General features: G+C 40.9%; 22 protein-coding genes. 11 read left to right on the forward strand and 11 right to left on the reverse strand.

Annotation, left to right across the window (positions count from 1 at the left end):
* Positions 1 to 121 precede the first annotated feature (121 nt).
* The gene (locus ACGTJS_RS07070) at positions 122 to 277 is read right to left on the reverse strand and encodes a hypothetical protein (RefSeq protein WP_410471567.1); all 156 of its coding nucleotides are present in this window, start codon (positions 275 to 277) and stop codon (positions 122 to 124) included.
* 102 nt (positions 278 to 379) lie between these two features.
* Between ACGTJS_RS07070 and ACGTJS_RS07075 the strand changes: the two genes are divergently transcribed.
* Complete coding sequence (locus ACGTJS_RS07075) at positions 380 to 724, forward strand: SMR family transporter (protein ID WP_315041277.1); 345 nt, start codon at positions 380 to 382, stop codon at positions 722 to 724.
* A gap of 80 nt (positions 725 to 804) precedes the next feature.
* Here ACGTJS_RS07075 and ACGTJS_RS07080 read toward each other — a convergent pair whose 3' ends face one another.
* Entirely contained in the window at positions 805 to 2976 is a 2172-nt protein-coding gene (locus ACGTJS_RS07080) for a carboxy terminal-processing peptidase (protein ID WP_410471568.1), read from the reverse strand.
* A 138-nt stretch (positions 2977 to 3114) separates the two neighbouring features.
* Entirely contained in the window at positions 3115 to 3663 is a 549-nt protein-coding gene (locus ACGTJS_RS07085; RefSeq protein WP_410471569.1) for a chorismate--pyruvate lyase family protein, read from the reverse strand.
* A gap of 77 nt (positions 3664 to 3740) precedes the next feature.
* On the opposite strand from ACGTJS_RS07085, the gene ACGTJS_RS07090 reads away from it, so the two are divergent.
* Entirely contained in the window at positions 3741 to 4460 is a 720-nt protein-coding gene (locus ACGTJS_RS07090; protein WP_410471570.1) for a pseudouridine synthase, read from the forward strand.
* On the forward strand, positions 4457 to 4960 hold the full coding sequence (locus ACGTJS_RS07095) for a YfbM family protein (protein ID WP_410471571.1): 504 nt from the start codon (positions 4457 to 4459) through the stop codon (positions 4958 to 4960). The genes ACGTJS_RS07090 and ACGTJS_RS07095 overlap by 4 nt, the downstream gene beginning before the upstream one ends.
* A gap of 10 nt (positions 4961 to 4970) precedes the next feature.
* On the opposite strand, the gene ACGTJS_RS07100 is transcribed toward ACGTJS_RS07095, so the two are convergent.
* Complete coding sequence (locus ACGTJS_RS07100) at positions 4971 to 5177, reverse strand: LysR substrate-binding domain-containing protein (protein ID WP_410471572.1); 207 nt, start codon at positions 5175 to 5177, stop codon at positions 4971 to 4973.
* Between the two features lie 71 nt (positions 5178 to 5248).
* Here ACGTJS_RS07100 and ACGTJS_RS07105 point away from each other — a divergent pair.
* Positions 5249 to 6068, forward strand: a protein-coding gene (locus ACGTJS_RS07105; protein WP_410471559.1) for an IS5 family transposase whose coding sequence is annotated in 2 segments (ribosomal slippage) — positions 5249 to 5634 and positions 5633 to 6068 — 822 coding nt in all. Because the reading frame shifts where the segments join, the coding sequence is not laid out codon by codon here.
* A 13-nt stretch (positions 6069 to 6081) separates the two neighbouring features.
* Here the strand turns inward: ACGTJS_RS07105 and ACGTJS_RS07110 are convergent.
* Positions 6082 to 6339: a hypothetical protein gene (locus ACGTJS_RS07110; RefSeq protein ID WP_410471573.1), complete on the reverse strand. Its 258-nt coding sequence runs from the start codon at positions 6337 to 6339 to the stop codon at positions 6082 to 6084.
* 42 nt (positions 6340 to 6381) lie between these two features.
* Here ACGTJS_RS07110 and ACGTJS_RS07115 point away from each other — a divergent pair, with 42 nt between their 5' ends.
* On the forward strand, positions 6382 to 6663 hold the full coding sequence (locus ACGTJS_RS07115; RefSeq protein ID WP_410471574.1) for a hypothetical protein: 282 nt from the start codon (positions 6382 to 6384) through the stop codon (positions 6661 to 6663).
* Positions 6664 to 6842: 179 nt separating this feature from the next.
* On the opposite strand, the gene ACGTJS_RS07120 is transcribed toward ACGTJS_RS07115, so the two are convergent.
* The 3 genes from ACGTJS_RS07120 to asd form a co-directional block, all read right to left on the reverse strand.
* Positions 6843 to 8078, reverse strand: coding sequence for a multidrug effflux MFS transporter (locus ACGTJS_RS07120; protein WP_410471575.1), 1236 nt, complete (start codon positions 8076 to 8078; stop codon positions 6843 to 6845).
* A gap of 142 nt (positions 8079 to 8220) precedes the next feature.
* Positions 8221 to 8496 (reverse strand): WYL domain-containing protein, encoded by a 276-nt coding sequence (locus ACGTJS_RS07125; protein WP_410471576.1) that lies wholly within the window; start codon positions 8494 to 8496, stop codon positions 8221 to 8223.
* Positions 8497 to 8542: 46 nt separating this feature from the next.
* Positions 8543 to 9376, reverse strand: coding sequence for an archaetidylserine decarboxylase (asd, locus tag ACGTJS_RS07130; protein WP_410471577.1), 834 nt, complete (start codon positions 9374 to 9376; stop codon positions 8543 to 8545).
* 166 nt (positions 9377 to 9542) lie between these two features.
* Here asd and dtd point away from each other — a divergent pair, with 166 nt between their 5' ends.
* Positions 9543 to 9980: a D-aminoacyl-tRNA deacylase gene (gene dtd / locus ACGTJS_RS07135; RefSeq protein ID WP_410471578.1), complete on the forward strand. Its 438-nt coding sequence runs from the start codon at positions 9543 to 9545 to the stop codon at positions 9978 to 9980.
* 24 nt (positions 9981 to 10004) lie between these two features.
* On the opposite strand, the gene ACGTJS_RS07140 is transcribed toward dtd, so the two are convergent.
* The 3 genes from ACGTJS_RS07140 to tsaB all read right to left on the reverse strand — a co-directional run bounded on the left by ACGTJS_RS07140 (position 10005) and on the right by tsaB (position 12386).
* Positions 10005 to 10778 (reverse strand): class I SAM-dependent methyltransferase, encoded by a 774-nt coding sequence (locus ACGTJS_RS07140; protein ID WP_410471579.1) that lies wholly within the window; start codon positions 10776 to 10778, stop codon positions 10005 to 10007.
* On the reverse strand, positions 10765 to 11604 hold the full coding sequence (locus ACGTJS_RS07145; protein ID WP_410471580.1) for an undecaprenyl-diphosphate phosphatase: 840 nt from the start codon (positions 11602 to 11604) through the stop codon (positions 10765 to 10767). The genes ACGTJS_RS07140 and ACGTJS_RS07145 overlap by 14 nt, the downstream gene beginning before the upstream one ends.
* A gap of 98 nt (positions 11605 to 11702) precedes the next feature.
* Positions 11703 to 12386 carry a tRNA (adenosine(37)-N6)-threonylcarbamoyltransferase complex dimerization subunit type 1 TsaB gene (tsaB, locus tag ACGTJS_RS07150; protein WP_410471581.1) on the reverse strand — a complete coding sequence of 228 codons (684 nt, stop codon included), beginning with the start codon at positions 12384 to 12386 and terminating at the stop codon, positions 11703 to 11705.
* Positions 12387 to 12619: 233 nt separating this feature from the next.
* Here tsaB and ACGTJS_RS07155 point away from each other — a divergent pair, with 233 nt between their 5' ends.
* The 5 genes from ACGTJS_RS07155 to ACGTJS_RS07175 all read left to right on the forward strand — a co-directional run bounded on the left by ACGTJS_RS07155 (position 12620) and on the right by ACGTJS_RS07175 (position 17438).
* Positions 12620 to 13432, forward strand: coding sequence for an MBL fold metallo-hydrolase (locus ACGTJS_RS07155; protein WP_410471582.1), 813 nt, complete (start codon positions 12620 to 12622; stop codon positions 13430 to 13432).
* 15 nt (positions 13433 to 13447) lie between these two features.
* Positions 13448 to 14356 (forward strand): 4-hydroxybenzoate octaprenyltransferase, encoded by a 909-nt coding sequence (gene ubiA / locus ACGTJS_RS07160; RefSeq protein WP_410471583.1) that lies wholly within the window; start codon positions 13448 to 13450, stop codon positions 14354 to 14356.
* 366 nt (positions 14357 to 14722) lie between these two features.
* Positions 14723 to 15364 carry a hypothetical protein gene (locus tag ACGTJS_RS07165; protein ID WP_410471584.1) on the forward strand — a complete coding sequence of 214 codons (642 nt, stop codon included), beginning with the start codon at positions 14723 to 14725 and terminating at the stop codon, positions 15362 to 15364.
* Between the two features lie 67 nt (positions 15365 to 15431).
* The gene (locus ACGTJS_RS07170; RefSeq protein WP_410471585.1) at positions 15432 to 15602 is read left to right on the forward strand and encodes a hypothetical protein; all 171 of its coding nucleotides are present in this window, start codon (positions 15432 to 15434) and stop codon (positions 15600 to 15602) included.
* Between the two features lie 3 nt (positions 15603 to 15605).
* Positions 15606 to 17438, forward strand: a complete 1833-nt coding sequence (locus tag ACGTJS_RS07175) for a hypothetical protein (RefSeq protein ID WP_410471586.1) — start codon at positions 15606 to 15608, stop codon at positions 17436 to 17438.
* The last annotated feature ends 64 nt before the right edge of the window (positions 17439 to 17502 follow it).

Genomic DNA, 17502 nt, shown 5'->3' on the forward strand with positions numbered 1-17502 from the left:
CTGACTTGTCTTTCCAAGTTGCACAAATGGTTTCATAGTTATAATCAAACTCATGTTTTTGTAAAATTTGATAAGAAAAACAAAATAATAAACGCCCAAAAAACCAAATGCACAACGCCCATCAACCATTTACAACGCCAAAAAAGCTAGCAATAAGCCATGCAACTGCTAACAAGCTGAAAATATCAGCAAAGCCACGCAAATTTGATGCGACTTTTGAACATTTTTCCAGTCCAATGCGTTCGGTTTCATTGTCCCACATGGCGTTGAAAATCATGATGTTGCTCTAAAATTTAAAATAAATGGCTGTTGAAATGATAGATAAACAAATAAAATAACACAACAAAAATGCAATAACAACTTAAAAATTAACAAAGTTATGTCAAATATTTTTCAAGCCTATCTTATGCTAGGTGTTGCCATCATTTGCGAAATTATCGGCTCGGCATTTATGGGCAAATCGGACGGTTTTAGCAAACTTTTACCGACTTTTGTAACGCTTGTATTTTATGCGGTGGCGTTTTTTTTGCTTGCCAATGTGATAAAAACCATTCCGCTTGGCATTGCCTACGCCATTTGGTCTGGGGTTGGCATTGTGCTGACCGCCATTGTTGGCTATTTTTTGTTTGGCAATCGTCTTGATTTGCCTGCGGTTGTCGGTATGGCACTGATTATTTTGGGTGTACTGATTATCAATGTTTTTTCCAAAAGTGCAGGGCATTAACGCCAAAAATACCCCATAACGAAAAAAGGGCGAAACAATCGCCCTTTTTTGTGGATATTAGCAATGTTAGTTTTGCCAATTTATTTGGTTTTTACATCTGCATCTAGCATGATTTTGCTCGCTTCAATGATAAATGCTTCATTTTCTGGCAATTTTGGGCGTTCGCTTTCTTTCATTTTGCTACGGCTTTCAATTTGCGAATCTAGTGAAGCTTGGTACGCTGTCCAGTCGCTATAAGGTTTTTCACCTGTGGCAGTACGGCGAGCGTTTTCGGCTTTGAGCGTTTTGTTTTCCACATTAATTAATTGTTTGCGCCTGTCGTCAATGTTCAGTTTAAACGGTTTTTTGTCGTCTTCTTCTTTGCGAATACTGTTTAAAGCGGTCAAATAATTAAACTGCGGGTTGCTCGCTTGGCGTTGTTTTGATAGTTCGGTTAGGGTTTTTAGCGTACTTTGGCTATAACTGCCCGCAGGTTTGTAAGCGGCGGCACGAATGGTATCCCATTGTAATGGGTTTTTCATGTTACGCTCACCGTATTCCATGCCGTCATAGATATTCACCAGATTAATATCTGGCTCAACGCCTTTATTTTGGGTGCTACCGCCTGTGATACGATAAAATTTACGCTGTGTCAAAGTGGCAGACCCCAATGCCAAATTATCCAGTTGAATCTGTGCTGAACCCTTGCCAGTTGTGGTACTACCAATGACCAAGCCACGCCCATAATCTTGAATCGCCGCCGCAAAAATCTCACTGGCAGAAGCTGAACCAAGATTAATCAGCACGCTCATCGGCTTATCGTACAATTGTTCGCCATTGTCTTCGTCTTCATAGACTTGGATATTGCCACGATTGTCCCGAATTTGTACCAGCGGACCTGATTTGACAAACAAGCCAATCATTTTGGCAACTTCATCTAACGAACCACCCGGATTATCACGCAAATCTACCACCATGCCGTCAATGTTTTGGGCTTTTAAGGCTTTGATGGCGTTTTCGGTGTCAATGCTGACACTGCGGTAGTCTTCACCTGCACGGCGGGCTTTGTAATTGAGATAAAAACTTGGAATTTCGAGCACGCCGATTTTTTTATCCACGCCGTTTTTGTCTTTGACGTTGATAATACGGTGGGTTACGCCTGATTCTTCTTGTTTGATGATATCACGCACAAGGCTGACATTACGAGCCGAGCTGTCTGGCGAATTAGGTGATTTGACACGAATGGTAACGCTTGAGCCTTTTTTACCACGAATCAAATTAACGATTTCACGAGTAGAGTAGCCGACCGTGTCTATCATGTTCGTGCCTTCGCTTGCCACACCGATGATTAAGTCGTTGGGCTTAATCTGTCCAGAACGTGCCGCAGGACCGCCATCTACAAGGCTTATAATCCGTGTATAATCGGGGTTTTTGCGGTCAGGCTGAATAGACACACCGATACCGACCAACTCAAGGCTAGACTGAATCTGCATTTCGGTGGCTTGGATTGGGGCAAAATAGTTGCTATGTGGGTCGTAACTTGCCATTGCTGAATTTAGAATATTTTCTAATACTTGGTCACTGTTAATGCGTTCAAGCTGACCTTGTTGGCGTTTTAGACGATTTGCCAATACTTCTTTTGGCGTGCGTTTTTCATCTTTAACAAGCCCTTGAGCATCATATTTGTCGGCATTGTCTTGCAAAAATTTGTCTTTAACCTTGTCTTCTTCTTGGTTAAGGGTTAGATTAATCAGTTGTGCGGTCAAATATTTTTCCCAAAAATCACGCTGTTCTTTTTGGGTTTTAAAACGTGACAATTTTTCACGGTCTAAAGTCACGCTGTCGTTACGTTTGAGATTAACATCGGTTTTTAAAAATTTGTCGGCAAAGGCGTAATATTCGTTAGAACGTTGGGTAAAACGTTTGTAAATATCAAAACCTGCCTGCAAATCACCACGTTTAAGCTGGTCAGCAAAATTATCGGCATATTTTTTGGTAAATTCGTCAATATCCGACTGCAAAAAAAGGTTGTGATTCGGGTCTAAATTATCAAAATAATTCGCCAAAATCTGTTTGCCTGTTTCTTTGTCAAGCGGTTTGTCCAAATAATGACTGCGGTCAAGCAAGGCGGATACTTGGCGTGCGACTTGACGTTGTTCGCTGTTGATGTCGCCAACTTCTGATGCGGCGATGGCGGTGTGGTAGCTTTGCCCCAAAATCGTGCCACCAATGACGATGGCTAAAAGACTTGCGGTTAATTGTTTGTATTTCATAATTGTCCTTTTACAAGCGATTTTTAAAAATAGGTTAATATTAACATTTTATGACACAATAAACTAGGTAACTTGTGTAAAAAAAACTTGCAAGATTTTAATTTGAATAATTTAACCCAAGATGTTGCAAACAATTGGTTATAATGTTTCAAAAAAATTAAATAAAAAACACTCACTAATCAACAATTTTTTGCCTTGCCACTCATACAAACTGGTGCGTTGCCAACCGTCTGCCGTTTGAGCATACCAACGCTGTTTTAACACTGCTTTTTTTCGCCCAAAAATCACATAACCAATCGGACGACCGCCCAAATTGGCAAGCTGTCTTGCCTGTCCTGTCAAATCCTTTAACACAAACACGCTACGAGCCGACACCCACGCCTTGCCATCACGCCCAAATAACAAGCTGGTGCGTACCCATGCCGATTGTGAACGAGATTTTGGCAATCCTAACTGTTTTTTTTCGGCTAAAGTTAAACTTGTTCGCCCCTCAAACGTTGGTTTGACAATCAGTTTTTGCCCTGCCAATTTTTCAAGTTTTTGGGTCAGCGAGCCTGTGGCGGTAAGCCATGCCATGATGTTTTGTTGGCTGGTTTTTGGTTGTTTGGCAAGGGTTTGGATAAAGGATTTTTGACAACAATTGTTTTGACAAAAAACATTTTGGGAAAAATGAGGCGGATTTGGCATATCAATTTTTTGAAAATTACGTTAAAATGACGTGAAAATTTGATTTTATCACACAAGCCAACAAAACTCACGCAACAATGCCGACCACTTTAATTTTATTTAACAAGCCTTTTGGCGTGTTAAGCCAATTTCGCCAAGATGACAACAACGATTTTGCCACGTTAAGCGATTTTTTTAACACGCCACAAGACAAAAATTTGCGTGTCGCAGGACGATTGGACGCAACGTCCGAAGGCTTGTTATTACTCACCGACAACGGCAAATTAAACCAAATTTTGACAACGCCATCTCGCCCAAACAATCGCTTAAAACAAGGCAAAACCTACTGGGTGCAACTAGACGGCACGGCAAGCGATGAGCAAATCCACACCCTTGCCACAGGTGTGGTGTTAAAAGATGGCAAAACTTTGCCCGCCATTGTCAAACGCCTTGATGAGACAGACGTGGCAAGCCTTTGGCAAGCCCCTGACAGCATTGCCAAACGCAAAATCACCAGTTGGCTTAGCATCACCATTTTTGAAGGCAAAAATCGCCAAGTCCGCCGTATGACGGCTCATGTGGGTTTGCCGTGTTTACGGCTGACTCGGGTGTCTCATGGCGATTTTTCGGTAAAAAATTTGGGCGTGGGCGAGTGTGTGCGTTTGATTTTAAATGATAAAGATTTACAAAAATTTGGTGTTTTGCCAAATCAACCAAAAAATGCCAAAAAACCGTCAAATTCTCACAAAAATTTGGCAAAACTCCTGAACAAACAGTCCAAACTATCTAAAAAAACCAGCACAAGGAAACAACCATGATTGCTCAATATTTAATCGTTGATAACGACCAACTTCAACAACTGCGTGATGTCAGCGATGATAAGCGATTTGACGTGTTAGAAAATTTGAGCCAAACCGCAGATGATAACAAAATCGTGGATTTGGGAAAACTGTGGGACGTGCTACATTTTGCTTTGACCGAGCAGTCGGCAACCACGCCTGTACCTGACAATGCGTTAAGCGAGTTTGTGGTCGGTGTGGAAACGTTTAGCGATGATGAAGATGCGGATTTTATCGCTTATAGTGAGTGGTCGGCGGTGGCAGAAATCGTTGATGCGTTGGGACAGGTCAATTTTCAAAAACGCCTTGATAAAATGCTGATGAAAAATTTGCGTTTACAAAAAATTTTTCCAAATGGTATTTGGAATGATAAAAAACAAAATTTGGACAAAGAGTTGTTTACATCTTTTAAAGAGTTGCGTGAGCTATATGAAAATGCGTTGGACAGCGGTTGCAATGTCGTGGTGAGTATTTGTTGATACCCATTTTTCACAGCTCAATTTTTAAAATCCATTCTTCACAAAACGCCACATACGCCTTGACAATCGCAGATGGATAACGATGATGGGCGTAAATCAAAAATAATGATACGGTAGGCGTTGGCTCGTTGGGCAACAGTTGAATTAATTCGCCTGTTGCAAGATAATTTTTTACCAAATATTCTGGCAACAACGCCACACCCATGCCATTTAGCACATAATAGACCTCTTTCCAAACCTTAATAGTGATTTGGTATAATACTGATTTTTAGAAAAAACAGCAAAAGCATGATACCCGAACAAGCAGAAAAACTCAGTGACGCACAATTTAAACGCTACTTTGGCATCCAAAGAAGTACCTATACTCATATGCTCACCATACTACAAGAAGCATACAACGAACAACACAAAAAAGGTGGCAGGAAAAATGAAATCAGCCTAGAAAACAAGCTCATGCTGACTTTGAGTTACTACCGAGAATATCGCACCCAATTTCACCTAGGGCAAGACTTTGGTATCAGTGAAAGTGCTGTCTGTAAAACCATCAAATGGGTAGAAAGCATACTGATAGCCCACAAAGACTTTGCCCTACCTAGCAAAAAGGCTTTATGGCAAGACCCAAACCTTGAAACCGTACTGATAGACGCAACCGAAGTACCTTGTGAGCGACCCAAAAAAGCAACGCAGGCAATACTCAGGTAAAAAGAAACACCACACCTTAAAAGCACAAATCGTTGTCGATAAAAACAGCAAAAAAATACTTTGTACCCATTTTAGCAAAGGTAAAACCCATGACTTTAAACTTTACCAATACTCAAAAATGCGTATAAAGCCTAGTATCTTAATCCAAGTAGATTCGGGCTATCAAGGCATACACAAACACCATGCCAATAGCAAATTCCCAAAAAAGAAAACCAAGCTTAATCCACTATCTAAAGTTGACAAACAAGCCAATCGAGAATTAGCTTCTGAACGGGTAACCAATGAACATGTTATCGGCAAAATCAAACGTTTTAAAATCCTAGCCTGTCGTTATCGTAATCGCAGAAAACGCTTTGGCTTAAGGGTTAATTTGATTTGTGCCATTTATAATTTCGAGTTGGGTTAGTTTGGAAAGAGGTCTAATGCAAAATCGCTCGAATGTCATTGGTGGAAAATTTTGGCTCATAGCTGATTTTTTCCTTACCCATTTTCCAAGTAAAGTGCTTATCGTTTACATTCGCCCAATCAGCAATCGGTAATTGAAATAATTGTTTGATATTATTTGGTTTTTCAAAGTTTTCAAATGGCTTTTCAAATAACTGCGGACTTGCCACAAACAGCGTTTTTACCACGCCAACAGGTTTGCTAATCACCGTATCTGTATGCAATTCACCCATGCGTAAGGCAACGTCGCCGATGAACAAGTGAAGCAGTTGATTGTGAATTCTACGGCGGAAGATTTGATTTTATTCCGCACGCTACCTGCATATTACCGCACTTTGCCGACTGAAAACGGTAAGAAATTGGCGAAATTGGAAGAGCAAGGGGCGAGCCGTGAAGAGATGTTTGACGCGATGGACGGCTATCATTCTTTATGGCAGGGTATGCGTTTGGGTAATGGCGATAAAGGCGTGGTTTCAGTGGGGACTGAGGTTAGTATGATTAAAGTGGTTCGCCCTGCGAGTGAGATTGTGGCGGATTTGATGCAGGATTTTATTTGATTGGGAAATGTTTTGAAAATAGAAAATAAAATGACCTACCAACTCCCAAAATTTTGGTAATACCCAAATCATTCTAACAAGTGAATGGTTATGCGAATATTGGCATTACAACCAATTGCTTAATTTTTTTCTCAAAATAAAACCGCTATCCAAAGTAGCGGTTTTTTTGTTTTAACACATTAATCCACATTTGCCACATCAAGGTTTTTATCAATCTGCCAAACTAACAAACAGCCCAAACTCATCAAAATAAACATGGTTAAGCCCAATTTTGCCACCGCATTGACAGGAAATAAATTTAACATCAATCCGCCAAAAATCCCCACGATAAAATTTAGCGAACCTTGCAACGCACTTGCCATACCTGCACGGTGTTTTTGAAATGTTAAAGCAATCGCTCCTGCGTTCGGCTGTGTCAAGCCAAGCCCTGCGATACAAAAGAAAATACTTGCTAATACCAACGGCAACCACGCATTTGTGCCAAACATCAAGCCAAGCGTTAATAAACAGCCTGATGAAATCACTTGTAACAATGCCCCAAAACGCAATAACATGACTAGGCGAAAATGATTTACCAAAAACTGATTGACCTGTGTCAAGCCAATAAAACCCGCAGCATTCATACCAAAAATCCAGCTAAAATGCTGTGCGGTTACGCCATAGCCTTCCATGATGAGTTCTGGAGCGGCACTAATATAGACGAACATTGAACCCATTAGCAAGCCTGCTCCAATCGCTGGGTAGTTAAAGCGTTTGTCTTTAAGCAGTTCGCCATATTGTGTGAGTAGTTGTGAGATTGGGAAGTGGTTGCGGTTTTTTTCGTCTAAGGTTTCGTGTAAGAATAATTTGGTGATGACAATATTTAACACGCCAAACCCTGCTAAAAACCAAAATATTGTTCGCCAATCGGATATTTTTAAGAGTAATGCACCCAATGACGGGGCTAAAATTGGGGCAATCCCCATCACTAAAGTCATCAATGAAAAGGCTTTTGCCATTTCTTTTGGGTGTAAGGTATCTCGTATCATGGCTCGAGTTACCACTGAACCTACGCATGCACCGAGTGCTTGTACGGTGCGAGCGACAAATAGCATATATTCGTTGCTCGTGGTTGCACAGACGACAGAGGCGATAACATACACCGCCATGCCGATGTATAGTGGCGTGATACGTCCGATACGGTCGGATAAGGGTCCGTAAAATAACTGACCGACAACCAATCCGACAAAGTAGGCAGGAACGGAATTGGCGATAAAGGCGGTGGTTACGCCAAAGTCTTTTGCCATGCTAGGCAATGCAGGCAGATAGGTGTCAATGGTTAAAGGCCCAACTGCTACGATTAATCCTAACAGCATAATCCAAACGGTGGGATATGGTTTTTTTGTGGTGTCTTGATTGCGTGATAAATTTGTCATAAAAGCTCTTTGTTATAATATTGAATTTTAATAAATTTTAAATAATCGGTTATTATAACAAATTTTCGCTTGATGATTTTTGAAATTTACAAAAAGCCGTCTTTTTCGCCTAAACTCGCCTGATGTTTTACCACATAATCTTTTAAATCTTGGAAAAATTTTGTTGTAATTTGTCTGGGCTAACGATTTCCACATACGGCAACCAATATTTTACCTGTGGCAAAATTTCACGCTCATGCACATTTTTGCACAAAACAAATAATGTGCTGTCTGGCATTTCTTGGATAATTTCTTGATTTGGCAAAATATTTCTGCGTAAAAAATACACAGCAACATTCGGTGCGATTTTTAGCATAACTTCATCAATCGTCCCAATAAAATAAATTCTATCCGAATTATCAATGCGTTCGGCTATCACAGCGTCAGGCTTAAACTCGGTTTTTTTAATTTGTAAAAACGAGAAATCAACGATAAGAAATTCCCAACAATTGCCCCATTTTTACCACAGTGCCATTTTCTAATCCACCTTGCCAAGTCGTTCCTGCTTCTTTTGGCAACACCACAATCGCTGTTGAACCCAAATAAAAACGCCCCAACTCATCGCCTTTTTTCAACGGCATATTGTGTGTTTGACGTTGGATAACATCGCTACGTTGTAGTTTGCCTGTCGCCACCGTTTCAATGCCAGCGACAATCATCGCACCGACTAGCACCACGCACGCCTTGCCAAATACGGTATCAAACACGCACACACAACGTTCATTGCGAGCGAACAAATCAGGCACGTTTTCCGCTGTTTCGTTGTTCACCGAGAACAGTTTCCCTGGCACATAAATCGTTTCCACAAGCGTGCCATCAAACGGCATATGCACACGGTGATAGTTGGTCGGTGCAAGGTAAATTGTGGCAAAACTGCCGTCCAACATGGTTTTGCCAAGCTCATGGTCGGCGAGCAGTTGCCCCACTTCGTACGATTTACCTTTGGCTTGCAAAATCTGATTTTGCTTAATCTGTCCGATTTGCGACACTTTGCCGTCCGCAGGGCAAATAATGCCACTTTCTTTATCAGAAATTTGGCGAACACCGTCTTTTAACTCACGAGTAAAAAAGTCGTTAAAACTTTTGTAATCATTCCAGTTATCTCGTTGATATTCATCAAGTTTTATACCATAAACGGTAGAAAAACCATGAATAAAAAAACGTTTAACAATCGGATTTTCGCTACTTGCCAATTTGCCTGCAAATTCGCTTAACGCTTGTTGTGGCACGATATTTTGTAAGGTGGTGAATAAACTCATAAAATTCTCATATTCGGTTAAAATCTTGGGTTGGTTTTTGTCAAAAAATACCCTATTATACCTTAAAATTTATTTGATGTTTGTTTATTTGTTAAATTCAATTAATTTGATTGTAGGGGCGTATTGTATCCGCCCAAAAATTTGATATTTTTGTAAAAGGATAAAAATGAAAGCAGTTATCCAACGTGTAAAATTTGCAAAAGTTGAAGTAAATCAACAAGTTGTTGGAGAGATTTCTCACGGCATTTTGGTTTATTTGGGCTTGGGGCATGATGACGATTTGACAGTCGGTCAAAAAATGATAGACAAAATTTTAACCTATCGTATTTTTGAAGATGAAAACGGCAAAATGGGCAAAAATGTCGCTGATGTTGGTGGTGGGGTTTTGCTCGTATCGCAATTTACCTTGCTTGCCAATACGCAAAACGGTCGCCGTCCAGATTTTAAACCTGCCATGTCGCCTGATATTGCCAAAGATTTGTTTGCAAAAATCGTTGATTACGCCAAAATGCAACACAACAACGTTGCCACGGGCGAATTTGGGGCGGATATGCAAGTATCAAGCTGTAATGATGGACCGATTAATTTTATTTTTGAATTGTAATTTTTTTTAAAAGTGTAATTAATTTCAATAAACATCAAACCGCACCACATCATTCGTCAAACTGTCAATTGGCGTTAAATTTGCCAAAAATGGAGCGGATTTTGGGCGTTTGACAATCACCCTGCCATTTGTTTTTAAACCATTTTTTGCCGAATTTAATAAATCCATTTCATCATCAAAGCTGGGCGGATTTTCTATAAAATGCAGTATTTGCATGGTTTTGCCAACGGCGGATTTGTAGCTGTCTTGGGGAAACATGGGATCAAGATAAATCACGTTCGCTTTTGGCAAAGTTGGCAAAATATCCACGCTTTTGCCAAAATTTAGCGAAATTCTGCCGAGTAATTTTTGCCAATTTGGGTTATTTAATTGCTTTTGATATTCACATTGTAACAACAAAAACATCAAGGGATTTTGCTCAATCATGGCAACACTTGCCCCTGTGCTTGCCAAAATTAGGCTGTCATGCCCAAAACCTGCTGTACAATCAATGACTTGCATATCATTTTGCAATTTGGCAATTTTTAGCAAATTTTCAGTTTTTTTACCTGCTTTGACAATGCGATTGGTCAGGCTTTGCCAATTGGGATTGACCTTCATGCCGTCTGCAATTAAAAAAAGCTCGTCATTGTCAATAAGTAAACTGCCCTTGTGGGCGGATTTTAGCCATTTTTGATTGATTTTTTGAGAAATTTCAAGTATTTCAACAGCAAAGTTATTTTTATGAAAAAAATCAATGAGTTGCTTTAAAATTTTGGCGTTTTTATCCGCATAAATGATAAATTTATCCTGTGACATGGTAGCCAAAACCAAAATAAGCAATCAGCACAATCACGCCTGTTACAATGCGTAGCCACGCAAAAATGGTGAAATCACGGCGAGACACCCACGCCACCATTAGGCGAATGCAAAGCAGTGCCACGATAAATGATACGAGCGTTCCCACGCCCAAAATCGCCCAATCTTCGCCCGTTTGCAAAACGTCTTTATTTTTTAACAAATCCAGCAAACCTGCCCCAACAATCACAGGAATGCCCAAAAAGAACGAAAATTCGGTGGACGCTTTGCGAGAAATGCCAAGCCACAACGCCCCAATGATGGTCGCCCCAGAACGGCTTGTGCCGGGGATTAGTGCCAAACATTGACAAAAGCCAATTTTGAGAGCGGTTTTAAAATCAATGTTTTCGGCTTCATCGGCAATGATTTTGTGTGGACGTTTTTCCACATAAAAAATCAAGAGCGCACCAACAATCAGCATGACCGCCACCACAATGGGGTGAAAAATTTGCTTGATAAAATCAGATAAAGTAAGCCCCAACGCCATGACAGGAATGGTGGCAATGATGAGCGAAATGCCAAGCTGACGTGGATTTTGTAGGCCTTCTGCTTTGCCAGTAATCAGACCCATGAACGCATTCCACAACCTGCCCCAATAGTCGTAAATCACCGCCAAAATCGCCCCAAGTTGAATGAACACGATGAACAAATCACGTTTTTCTTGCGTCCAAAAATTCATGATGTCGGCAGATAAAATCAGATAGCCTGTGCTTGAGATGGGCAAAAATTCGGCAATGCCTTCCACAATGCCCATGATGATGGATTGAATGATGAGTAAAATGTTCATGGTGTGCCTTGGTTTTTTATTTTTTTAATTGTAAGGTGGGTTTTACGCACCATTTAGATGTGTTAAATTATCGGTGGGCAAAGCCCACCCTACGGATTTTAATGACTTGCTTTTTGTTCCGCCAACGTTTTCCACGCATTATGACGAAGATAAACAGGCAAAGCGTTTTCTGCGGTTACTGCCCCATTATTTTTGTACAAATGTTCGCCCAAAATTGCCAATGTTTTGGCGGTTGGGGTGATGTCATTAAAAATTGGTTGATTTTCTTGTGTACTTAAAAGATTTGCCCCATCTCCGACTAAAGGCAAGTTTTGTTCTGTTTTTTCATCATAATCAAGCAGACGTTCGGTGTTGTCATTGACCGCTTGCATGATGTCATCTTTTAACACAAATTCGCCAAAATAGACTTGGTTCATGCGTGCGTCAATCACCGCATAAACATGGGTCAAGCCTTTATCCACAAAGGCTTGTTGTGCCACCGCTTGCAAACTTGACACAGGCAAACACGGCAAATCATGGGCAAATGCCAATGCTTGAGCCACCGCTGTATTAATGCGAATACCGCTAAACGCCCCCGGACCACGATTAAAGGCGATGGCAGTTAAATCGGTAAATTTGATTTGATTTTTGGTTAAAATCTCATCAATCATCGGCAAAATCTGTTGTGTTTGCTCTCGTTTGCCTGTTTGTGTTTGTTCGCTTAACATTACACCGCTTTGGCTTAAGGCGATAGAACATTGGTCAAAAACGGTTTCTAGGGTTAAAATTAAGGGGTTATTCATGGTTTTTTGTGTTTTTATCAAAAAAAAATTGTGCATATGATAGCACCAATTTGTTAGCTTGGTTAGTGGCTTTGTCAAAAAAATGTGCGATTTGTTAATAATTTTTTAAACATAATTAATCCCTTGATAAAAATGTGGAATTGTTGTGTTTTGTTGCATTTATTTGGCATTTTTATATGTTATAATAGCAAAAAATTATACGTGTTTAGTTTGATTCAATAAAGAGGTGCTTTATGGCAGGTGAAGTAATTTTTGACAATGGTTCACACAAAGTCATTGTGTTTAGCGATTTGGTGAAGGGCGATGGTATCCAGTCCAATCAGTTTTTGATATTAAATAAGGACAATGGTGAAGTGAATGGGGCGGTGATTGACCCCGGTGGCGATTTGACGTATACACCACTGACTTTGGCACTGTTAAAACATACTGATATGCGACATATTCGTTATGTGATTGGCTCACACCAAGACCCAGATATTATCGCATCATTGCCACGATGGCTTTTGCATACTGAGGCGACTGTGGTGATTTCAAAGTTGTGGGAGCGTTTTTTACCGCATTTAAATTCGGCATTTACCACTGGTCGCTTGCAGTCAGGCTATATGAAACGCATGATTTCTGTGCCTGATGAAGGGGCGATTTTGCAGTTGGGGACGAGTTATTTGTTTGCTTTGCCTGCACATTTTTTACATTCGGAGGGCAATTTTCAGTTTTATGACCCAATTAGTAAAATTTTGTTCTCTGGTGATATGGGAGCATCAATGGTAGGCGACCCACATGTGCCTGTTGATGACTTTGATGAACACGTTGCTACTATGAAAGCCTTTCATCAGCGTTATATGTCTAGTAGCAAGGTGAATGCTTTTTGGGCGAATGCTGTACGTGAGCTTGATGTAGAAATGATTGTACCACAGCATGGCAAAGCGTTTGTTGGCAAAGACATGATTAATAATTTTTTAAATTGGATTGAAAAATTGCCTTGTGGCGTTGATGTGTTTACTCAAGATAACTATAACTACAAACACCTTGTAGATAGTGTAAAATAATGCCCAGAGCAATGTATGACGGTTGCAAAGTTAAGTTTTAAAGACAAAGTCCGAGCCTACATTCATCTTACTCGTTTTGACCGTCCTGTCGGCATTGAGCTTGTGCTGTGGGCGACTTTGTGGGCGGTGTTTTTGGCAGGGCTTGAGTTTGGGCGATTACCGCCTTGGGTGGTGGTGATTACCTTTACGCTTGGGGCGTGCCTAATGCGTGGGGCGGGCTGTGCCATCAATGACTTTGCCGACCGAAAGGTGGACGGTCATGTCGCACGCACCAAAGGGCGACCGCTTGCCGATGGGCGACTGACTGGTAAAGAGGCGGTTTGGGCGTTTTTGATTTTGTCGTGGATTAGCTGTGCCTTGCTGATTTTTTTGCCGATTCAAGTGTTTTATTGGTCATTTGGGGCAGTGGTGTTGGCGTTTATTTACCCATTTATGAAACGCTTTCATCATTTACCGCAAGTATTTTTGGCGGCGGCTTTTGGTTGGGCGATTCCGATGGCTTATGTGGCGGTGTCTAGTATTTTGGCAGGCGAGGCGAGTACCAATGCTTGGTGCTGGTTATTATTTGTCGGTTATATGTGCTGGACGGTGGCGTATGACACGCAGTATGCGATGACAGACCGAGAGGACGATTTAAAAATCGGTGTCAAATCCACCGCCATTTTGTTTGGTAAACACGATATTTTGATTATCAGTCTGTTACAAGCGATTTTTGTGATAAGTTTGGCGGTGGTATTTTGGCATTATTTTGGTGTGCTTAGCATTTTAACCTTATTGCCATTGCCAATTTTATTTGTTAAACAAAACCAAAAATGCAAAACTTACGACCGACAATTATGTTTCCAAGCCTTTTTGGACAATGTGTGGGTAGGGCGTTATGTTTTTGCAGTGATTGTGTTATTGTGTTGGTTTATGACAAATTAACTTTAAAAAAACAAAACAAAAGACAGGCGAAAACCTGTCTTTTTTTATGCCAAAATACCAGTATAGCACAAATTTTTAAAAATGTGATAATTTTTCAAAAAAAAATATATATTGGTTTTAATATTCATAATATGAAAAATAGTGAAAAATAAAACCAAAATTTATCAAAATATTTATTAATTTTTTCATTGTCAATCCAAAAATTTTGTGCTAATATCCTATTCAATAAAGTTACATTTTTATAAAAAAATTGTTATTTTTTTTAACAATTGTATGATATGTTAATCAAAATTACTTTAAAAATCATCTTTAAAAATCAAATGGTTTTACTTTAAATAAAAATGATAATTACCTTGGGAGTTGCCCATGTCCGATTTTTTGCAAAGTGGTGCGATGTCGCTGTTTTTGTTTCACATTAGCATTTTTCCGACTGTGATTTTTACAGGCTTGGTGCTGTTTGTCATGCTGTATTGGCTGACGGTGTTGCTTGGCGTGTTTGAGTTAGATAGCGGTGATATGGAATTTGGCGATGGCGATATGTTGGCAGGCTTGCTGATGAAATTTGGGCTAAATGATGTGCCGATTTTGATTATTTTGACATTTTTTAGCTTGATTGGCTGGATAGTTAGTTTTGTGTTGATGAATGTGTTGGCATTTGTGAGCCAAGATTTGCTTGCCAATGTGGTGTTAAGAACCACGCTTGGGGCGGTGGTGCTACTGGCAACGGTGGCAATTGCCTTGTGGCTGACCAGTCTGTTTGTGCGACCGATACGCCGTGTCGCCAAAAGCAACCCCACGACCACCGCAAGTAGGCTACTTGGCAAAGTGGCAACGGTGCGAACCATGACGGTAGATAAAGATTATGGCGAAGCGGTGCTAGAAGATGGTGGTGCAGGCTTGATTTTAAAGGTGCGAGCGTTTGATACGACTTTTTCACAAGGCGATAAAGTGCGATTGATGGCGTATTTAAGCGAACAAAATGCGTATCATGTGGTTGCGGATAGTTAATTTTTTTAATAATCTTTTTTATTATTTTTTAATAATTTTCACAAATTTTTAACAAAAGGAAACAGTTATGATTCAAACCTTGATTATGCTTGGCACGGTGGTTGTGTTGGTATTTGTTGTAGTAATGGCGGTGCTATTGATGTTCAAAGCCTTTTATAACAAGGTGGAGCAAGGCACGGCACTTATCATTAATGGTATGCACAAGATTTCTGTGCGGTTTGATGGTGGCTTGGTGTGACCTGTGATTAACAAAAAGGAGCTGATGCGGATTTCGCTTATCACGCTTGAAGTGGACAGACGTGGCAAGGAAGGCTTGATTTGCCGTGATAATATGCGTGCGGACATTACGGTGGCGTTTTATCTGCGTGTGAACGAAACTGAAGAAGATGTGTTAAAAGTCGCCAAAGCGGTGGGTGTGGAGCGTGCATCGGATAAAATGGCTGTGAATGAATTGTTTAATGCCAAATTTTCAGAAGCGTTAAAAACCGTTGGTAAACAGATTGATTTTGTTAAACTTTTTGAAAATCGTAGTGAATTTCGTGAACGCATTATTCGTGAAATTGGCAACGATTTGAACGGTTATGTGCTTGAAGACGTGGCGATTGATTACCTTGAACAAACGCCAAAAGCATCGCTTGACCCCAATAATATTTTGGATGCAGAAGGCATTCGCAAAATTACCGAAATTACCGACGCCCAAAACGTGCGTACCAACGAACTAGAACGTGATGAAGAATTGGCAATTAAAAAGAAAAATGTAGAAACTGCCGAAGCCATGTACGAACTAGAACGCCAACAAGCCGATGCTGAAGCTCGCCAAAAACGTGAGATTGCATCTGTGGTCGCTCGTGAAGAGGCGGAAACCAAAAAAGTACAAGAAGAAGAACGCAAAAAATCCGAAAGTACGATTATTCTCGTTGAGCAAGATTTGGCGGTGCAACGTGAAAATCAACAACGTGAAATTGAAGTCGCTGAACAAAACCGTCTGCGTGCGGTCGCCATTGAAGAAGAAAAAGTCGCCAAAGCTCGTGCGTTGGAAATCGTGGCTCGTGAGCGTGAAGTGGAATTGCAACGCATTGAGGCTGACCGAGCGATTGAACTTGAGAAAAAAGAAATCGCCAACGTCATTCGTGAGCGTGTGGCGGTGGACAAAACGGTGGCAATGGAAGAAGAACGCATTAAAGAAGTGCGTGAAGTGTCGGAAGCCGACCGAGCCAAACAAACTCGTGTGTTAGCAGCAGAAGCGGAAGCCGAAGAAATCAAAGTCCGCCAAGTCAAACAAGCGGAAGCCGAAGAGCAATCCGCCAAATACAAAGCCCAAGAAATCATTACCCTTGCCCAAGCCAAACTGGACTCTGCACAAAAAGAAGCCGATGCCAAAATCAAACTTGCTGAAGGCATTAAAGCCGAAGAATCCGCTCATGGCATGGCGGAAGCTGTGGTATTAGAAGCCAAAGCCGCAGCCCTAGAAAAAGAAGGACTTGCCAAAGCCAATGTGATAAAAGCCACAGGCGAAGCCGAAGCCGAAGCTCGCCTAAAATCTGGACAAGCCCAAGCCCAAGCCGACCGAGAAATCGGCATGGCAGATGCCGAAGTCATCTCGGCTCGTGGACAGTCTAATGCGACTGCGGAGCGTGAAGTCGGACTTGCCAAAGCAGAAGTTACTCGTGAGCACTTTAAAGCCGAAGCGGACGGTTTGGTGGACAAATTCAATGCGATGGATAGCATGAGTGCGTCTGCTCGTGAGCATGAAGAATACCGCATGAGCTTAGAAACGGCATTAAAAGAGGCGTTAGCGTCTATCGAGGCAGGTAAAGAAATCGCCAAAGAAAATGCGGTGGTGCTTGCTACTGCTCTTGAGCGTGCGAAGATTGATATTGTCGGTGGCGAAGACCACTTCTTTAACAATTTTGCCAAATCCTTGTCTATCGGTAAGGCGATTGACGGCTTGGCAGAAAAATCCAGCACGTTAAATGGTATCATCAATCATGTGGTGGCGGATAAAATCGCTCGTTCGGTAAATGGTGAGAATGTTAGTACAAATAACCCAATGCCACCACGACCGAATGAATAATGAATTGAAAAAATAAGTAACTTGAAAAAGGGCTGTTGCAAAGTATGCAATAGTTCCAATAATC

This window comes from Faucicola mancuniensis, assembly GCF_046523945.1.
Lineage (GTDB): Bacteria > Pseudomonadota > Gammaproteobacteria > Pseudomonadales > Moraxellaceae > Faucicola > Faucicola mancuniensis.